At 69.6% G+C, this 6,024-nt stretch carries 6 protein-coding genes; 1 reads left to right on the forward strand and 5 read right to left on the reverse strand.

The window, feature by feature from the left end:
* Positions 1-1,981: ATP-dependent DNA helicase RecG (gene recG, locus VGT00_17515; GenBank protein HEV8533224.1), on the reverse strand; the 1,981-nt coding region annotated here is incomplete at its 3' end.
* 72 nt (positions 1,982-2,053) lie between these two features.
* Between recG and rpmB the strand changes: the two genes are divergently transcribed.
* Entirely contained in the window at positions 2,054-2,245 is a 192-nt protein-coding gene (rpmB, locus tag VGT00_17520) for a 50S ribosomal protein L28 (GenBank protein ID HEV8533225.1), read from the forward strand.
* A 107-nt stretch (positions 2,246-2,352) separates the two neighbouring features.
* On the opposite strand, the gene VGT00_17525 is transcribed toward rpmB, so the two are convergent.
* The 4 genes from VGT00_17525 to VGT00_17540 all read right to left on the reverse strand — a co-directional run.
* Positions 2,353-2,514 (reverse strand): hypothetical protein, encoded by a 162-nt coding sequence (locus tag VGT00_17525; GenBank protein ID HEV8533226.1) that lies wholly within the window; start codon positions 2,512-2,514, stop codon positions 2,353-2,355.
* Positions 2,515-2,532: 18 nt separating this feature from the next.
* The gene (locus VGT00_17530) at positions 2,533-3,456 is read right to left on the reverse strand and encodes a type IV toxin-antitoxin system AbiEi family antitoxin (protein HEV8533227.1); all 924 of its coding nucleotides are present in this window, start codon (positions 3,454-3,456) and stop codon (positions 2,533-2,535) included.
* A gap of 373 nt (positions 3,457-3,829) precedes the next feature.
* Complete coding sequence (locus tag VGT00_17535) at positions 3,830-4,204, reverse strand: metallopeptidase family protein (GenBank protein ID HEV8533228.1); 375 nt, start codon at positions 4,202-4,204, stop codon at positions 3,830-3,832.
* Positions 4,204-6,024: bifunctional (p)ppGpp synthetase/guanosine-3',5'-bis(diphosphate) 3'-pyrophosphohydrolase (locus tag VGT00_17540; protein ID HEV8533229.1), on the reverse strand; the 1,821-nt coding region annotated here is incomplete at its 5' end. The genes VGT00_17540 and VGT00_17535, both read right to left, overlap by 1 nt.

Consider the following 6,024-nt stretch of genomic DNA (forward strand, 5'->3'; position numbering starts at 1 on the left):
GCTCGAGGATCGGCGCGTCGCGCAGCAGGTCGGCGACGCGGAACTGGGGCAGCCCCGACTGGCGCGTGCCGAAGAACTCGCCGGGGCCGCGCAGGCGCAGGTCGGCGTCCGCGATCTTGAAGCCGTCGGTGGTCTCGGTCATGGCGGCGATGCGCTCGCGCGCCTCCTCGCCCGGGCTCTCGCCGGTGAGCAGGATGCAGTAGGACTTCCAGGGCCCGCGCCCCACGCGCCCCCGGAGCTGGTGGAGCTGGGAGAGGCCGAAGCGCTCCGCGTGCTCGATCAGCATGACCGAGGCGTTGGGCACGTCGATGCCGACCTCGATGACCGTGGTGGAAACGAGGACGTGGATCTCGCCGGCCTTGAAGCGCCGCATGACCTCGTCCTTCTCGCCGAAGCTCATGCGGCCGTGCAGGAGGCCGACGGCCAGGTCGGGGAAGACGTCCTTCCGGAGGTGCTCGGCCATCTCGGTCGCCGCCTTGAGGTCCAGCGCGGCCGACTCCTCCACCAGCGGGTAGATCACGTACACCTGCCGGCCCGCCGCCACCTGCTCGCGCAGGAACTCGTAGATCTGCGGCCGCTTGCCCTCGGTCCGCGCGACCGTCACCACCGGACGGCGCCCCGGCGGCAGCTCGTCGAGCAGGGAGACGTCGAGGTCGCCGTAGAGCGTGAGCGCGAGGGTGCGGGGGATCGGCGTCGCCGTCATCACGAGGAGGTCGGGATGCTCGCCCTTGGCCCGCAGGCGCGCGCGCTGCTCGACGCCGAAGCGGTGCTGCTCGTCGACCACGGCCAGCCCGAGCCGGCGGAACTCCACGCCTTCCTGCACGAGGGCGTGCGTGCCGACGACGCACGCCAGGTCCCCCTCGGCGGCGGCCTTGAGCCGCCCCGCCCGCTCCCGGCCCTTCACGGCGGAGGTGAGGAGCGCGATGGGGAGGCCGAGCGGCGCCAGGAGCTGCTGGAACGTCATGAAGTGCTGCTCGGCGAGGATCTCGGTGGGGGCCATGACCGCGGCCTGGTAGCCCGCCTCGACCGCCGTCGCCACCGCGAGGGCGGCCACCACGGTCTTGCCCGAGCCCACGTCCCCCTGCAGCAGCCGGTGCATCGGGGAGGGCGCGGCCATGTCCGTCCGGATCTCGCTCCACACGCGGTCCTGGGCCGCGGTGAGCGCGAAGGGCAGGGCCGCCCGCAGGCGCCGCGCCAGCTCGCCGCGCGGGCTCATGGCGATGCCGCGCGCGCGGCTGGTGCGGGCGCGCAGGATGCCGAGGCCGAGCTGGAGCACCAGGAAGTCGTCGTAGGCGAGACGGCGCCGGGCCGTCCGCAGCGCCTCCTCGGCCTGGGGGAAGTGCGCGTTCCGGAGGGAGTCGGCGAGCCCGGGGAGCTGGCGGCGCGCGCGGACGGCCTCGGGCAGCGGGTCCGCCACACCGCCCGCGTGGGCCTCGACGACGCGCCACATCAGCGCGCGCAGCGCGCGCTGGCCGACGCCCTCGGTCTGATGGTAGATCGGCACCAGGCGGCCCGAGTGGATGCGCTCGTCCTCGCCCGTCTCGACGATCTCGTAGTCGGGATGCTGGATCTGGATCGCGCCCCGGTAGCGCACGACCTTGCCGTAGAGCACGACGCGCTGTCCCCGGGCGAACACCCGCTCGAGATAGGGCGCGTTGAACCAGCTCGCGGTGGCGTAGCCGGTGGCGTCGCGGAGCATCACCGAGAACGGCAGGCGCGGGCGCCCCCGCGGCGGCGGGCTGATGCCGACCACGGTGCCGGCGCACGACTGCGTCTTCCCGGGCTCGAGCGCGGAGAGCGCCGTCAGCCGGGTGCGGTCCTCGTGGCGGAACGGGATGAAGTAGAGCGCGTCCTCGACGGTCTCGAGCCCCAGCCGCTGGAGCTGCCGGGCACGCTGGGGCCCGACGCCTTTCAGGAACTGCAGCGGGGTGAGGAGACCTTCGGGGGCCGGCGATGCCGCAGGCGGACCGGATCGGGCCACTCAGTTTGCCTCGTTCAACCGGCTATGCTATAAGAGGTGTCTGCCCGGAGCAACCTCGAGAGGAGCGTATTCATGGCCCAGCGTTGTGACATCTGCGGCAAGGGTCCCGCGGTCGGAAACCGCATCAGCCACGCGCACAACCTGACGCGGCGGCGGTGGCTTCCGAACCTGGTCTCGGTCCGCACCGTGGTGCAGGGCACGACCAAGCGCCTGCGCGTCTGCACCCGCTGCATGAAGGCGGGCAAGGTCACCAAGAGCGTCTGAAGCGCTGCTGGTGCCAGGCACGGACGCATGCTGTGCCTGGCACCCATTCGGATGTATGAGTGCCCGGTGGGAGGCCGCCACCCCCCACCGATGTCCCTGCATCAGCCCTACTTCTTCTTGGCCTTCTTCTTCGCGGCCTTCTTCTTGGCCATTGTCGGCGTCACCTCCCTCCCGGACCGCCGTAGTCGACCGCCGGCTCGTCCTACTTGCGCCCCTTCTTCTTCGCCGCCTTCTTCCGGCTGGCCTTCTTCTTCATGGTTGGTCGTCACCTCCTCCCGTCCGCTGCCTCAGTACCCCATCGCCTCGCGACGCAGGTGCTCCGCCTGCTCGCGGCCGCGGCGCTCGTAGTGGAAGAGATCCGCGTACAGCTGCGGGAGCGATGCCACCTTGAAGCCGCCCTTCTCGAGGAGGCCGTAGAAGACCCCCTGGTCGTGGGGCGAGAGCAGGTGGACGTTCCCGTCGCCCTCGGCGGGCCGGAGCCCGAGGGCCGTGGCCACCGGCGCGGGATCGCCGTCGAGGTAGCAGTGGATCGCCGGCATCCGGATGTGGGGCGCCACGAGCGCGGCGCCGGCGTGCATCGTGAAGGCGTACCGGCGCCCGTCGCCCTCGGCGGTCCGCACGATCTCGGCCATGACCCGGCGGGTCACCCGCTCCGCCGAGAAGTAGGTCGCCACCTCGTTGTCGAGGTACGTGTAGCTGTCGCACCACGCCTCCAGCAGGTCGGCGGGCTTGCGCAGGCGGATCCGCTGATGCTCGTCGCGGTCCACCCACGCCAGGTCCTCCAGCCGCTTCACGACGTTGTGGGCGTGCCCGAGGCTCACCTGGGCGGCCCGCGCCAGCTCCTCGAGCCGCCAGGCGTGCTGCGACTCGGCGAGGAGCACGCGCACGACCCGGGTGGCGCGAGGCGCGAACAGGGACTTCAGCGGCCGGGTGGAGGGGCGGAGGTTCCGCTTGCCCTCCTTCTCGATCAGCACGTTCTCGAACGCGAGGTAGCAATTGCCGGAAAGGTCGAGGTACCCGAGGTTGCCCCGGCGCAGGATGTCGGCGCTCTGGGGGCTGATGTAGCCGGCCGTCGCCACGGGATAGGCATTGGGAAGCTCGCGCCGAACCTCATTCAGCCGCATCACCGTCTCCCGGATCTGCCGCGGCTGACCGAGCTCGCTGACTTCGAGCACCAGCGTGTGCTCCTGCTCACCCATCCTGAATTTCACCAAGAGATCGGCGACTTGGCTTCCAATCCGGCTGTCGGGGGTTTCCTCCCAGGAGCGTGCCTTGGGGAAAAGCTCCCGCAGCCGTTGTGCCGCCAACCGCCGAATCTCTTGAGACTTAAACATCGTTTCGTTTGCTCCACCGGTTTCAGCATCCGCTGAAACCATACGAACTAATGAAATACCTTGTCAATGAAAAACTTACGGCCACCGGGTAGAGGAGTGGCGCGGTCTTCGACACGGGGCGGAGCAACACCAAGGATGTGTGTGTGGAACGGCCCTGAACGCTGCGCCTGTTCGAGTGCCGGCTTTGCCGGCGCAATCTCGTCCTGGGGGAGGTCTCGGAGGGGGCCGTCGAGGCCCCCTCCGACTCGCGTCAGCCCCCCTCCGAGCTCAGCTCCTCCATCTCCTCGTCGCTCAGGCCGAAGTAGTGGCCGATCTCGTGGATGACCGTGTCGCGCACCACCGTCGCCATCTCGGCCGCGTCGGCGCAGTCCTCCTCGATTGGCCCCTGGTAGATCGTGACGGTGTCGGGCAGCACGTTGCCGTAGCCGGCGTCGCGGTGGGTGAGGTCGACGCCGCGGTAGAGGCCGTAGAGCGTGTCGGGCGGCTCGATCCCCATCTCGTCGAGCGTCTCGTCATCGGGCCAGTCCTCGACGACCACGGCGATGTTGTCGAGCTTCGCTTTGAAGCGCTTGGGAAGGGTGGCCAGCGCGCGCTCGACCAGGCGCTCGAACTGCCCGCGGGTCATCAGACGCCTCGCACCCGCTCGACGTTCATCACGTCGCGGATCTCACGGATGGCGGCCATGATCGCCTGGAGCTGGCGGAGGTCGGAGACCTCGACCACGAAGTGGTTGAGCCCCCGCTTGTCGTCCGTCACCGTGACCTCGGCCTTCGTGATGTTGCCGTTGCGCGAGGAGATGGCGCCGGTGATCTCCGAGAGGAGCCCCGGGCGGTCGTTGCCGATGTAGACCGCGATCCGCACGGGCCGCGTGGCCTCCGTCGGCTCCTCGCCGTCCCACTCGACGTTGATCAGGCGCTCCCGGTCGAGCACGCTCTTGGCGACCATCAGGCAGTCCCGCGTGTGGACCGTGAGCCCGCGCCCGCGGGTGATGAAGCCCACGATCGCGTCACCCGGCACCGGCGAGCAGCACTTGGCGAAGCGCACCAGCAGGTCGTCCACGCCCCGGATCTTGACGCCGCTCTCGGCCCTCGGACGGGTGCCGGCCTTGGGCTTGGCCTCGACCGCGGTCTCCAGGACCTCGGTCGGCGCGAGCTTGGCCAGCACCTGGTGCACGGACGTCTTGCCGTAGCCGATGGAGGCCAGCAGGTCGTCCGGGCCCGGGAAGCCCAGGTCGGCCGCGAGCTGCTTCATCGCCTCCCCGCCCAGGAGCCCCGCCGCGTTGAGCCGGTACTTCTTGGCCTCGCGCTCGAACAGCTCGCGCCCGAGGGCGAGCGAGCGGGCCCGCTCCTCCGTCTTGAGCCACTGGTTGATCTTGGAGCGGGCGCGCGTGGACTTGACGATCTTGAGCCAGTCCCGGCTCGGGTGCTGGTTGGGCGAGGCGACGATCTCGACGATGTCGCCCTGGCGGAGCGTGTACCGGAGGGGCACCAGCTTGCCGTTCACCTTGGCCCCGACGCAGTGCTCGCCCACCTTGGTGTGCACGGCGTAGGCGAAGTCGATCGGCGTCGCGCCCTCGGGGAGGGCCTTGACGTCGCCCTTCGGCGTGAACACGTAGACCTCGTCGGGGAAGAGGTCGACCCGCACGGTGTCCATGAACTCCTGGGGATCCTTCATGTCCTGCTGCGTCTCGATGAGCTGGCGCAGCCACAGGAGGGACTCGTCGGCCCGGTCCTTCTCGGTCTTCTTCTCCTTGTAGAGCCAGTGGGCGGCGATGCCGTCCTCGGCGATCCGGTGCATCTCGCGCGTCCGGATCTGGATCTCCACGGGGTCGCCCTTGGGGCCGATCACCGTGGTGTGGAGCGACTGGTACATGTTGACCTTCGGCATCGCGATGAAGTCATTGAACCGGCCGGGCACGGGCTTCCACAGCGAGTGGATGACGCCGAGGGCCCCGTAGCAGTCGCGCACGCTGTTGGTGATGACGCGCACGGCGGTGAGGTCGTAGATCTCGTCGAACTCCTTGCCCTGCTCGTGCATCTTCTTCCAGATGGAGTAGAAGTGCTTGGGCCGGCCCCGGATCTGCGACTCGATCCCGACCTCGGTGAGCTTCCTCTCGAGGATCGCGATGACGTGGTTGATGTCGGCCTCGCGCTCGAGCCGCCGCTTGGCCACCCGCCGCTGGAGGTCGACGTAGGCGTCGGGGTGCAGGGTGCGGAGGGCGAGGTCCTCCAGCTCGGCCTTCACGTTGGCCATGCCGAGCCGGTGGGCGAGCGGGGCGTAGATGTCCAGGGTCTCCTGGCCGATCTTCCGCGCCTTGTCCGCGCTGAGGTAGTGGAGGGTCCGCATGTTGTGCAGGCGGTCGGCCAGCTTGATCATGAGCACGCGGAGGTCGCGGGCCATGGCCACCAGCATCTTGCGGAAGTTCTCGGCCTGGCGCTCCTCCCG

This window comes from Candidatus Methylomirabilota bacterium (assembly GCA_036002485.1).
In the GTDB taxonomy this organism is placed as follows: domain Bacteria; phylum Methylomirabilota; class Methylomirabilia; order Rokubacteriales; family CSP1-6; genus AR37.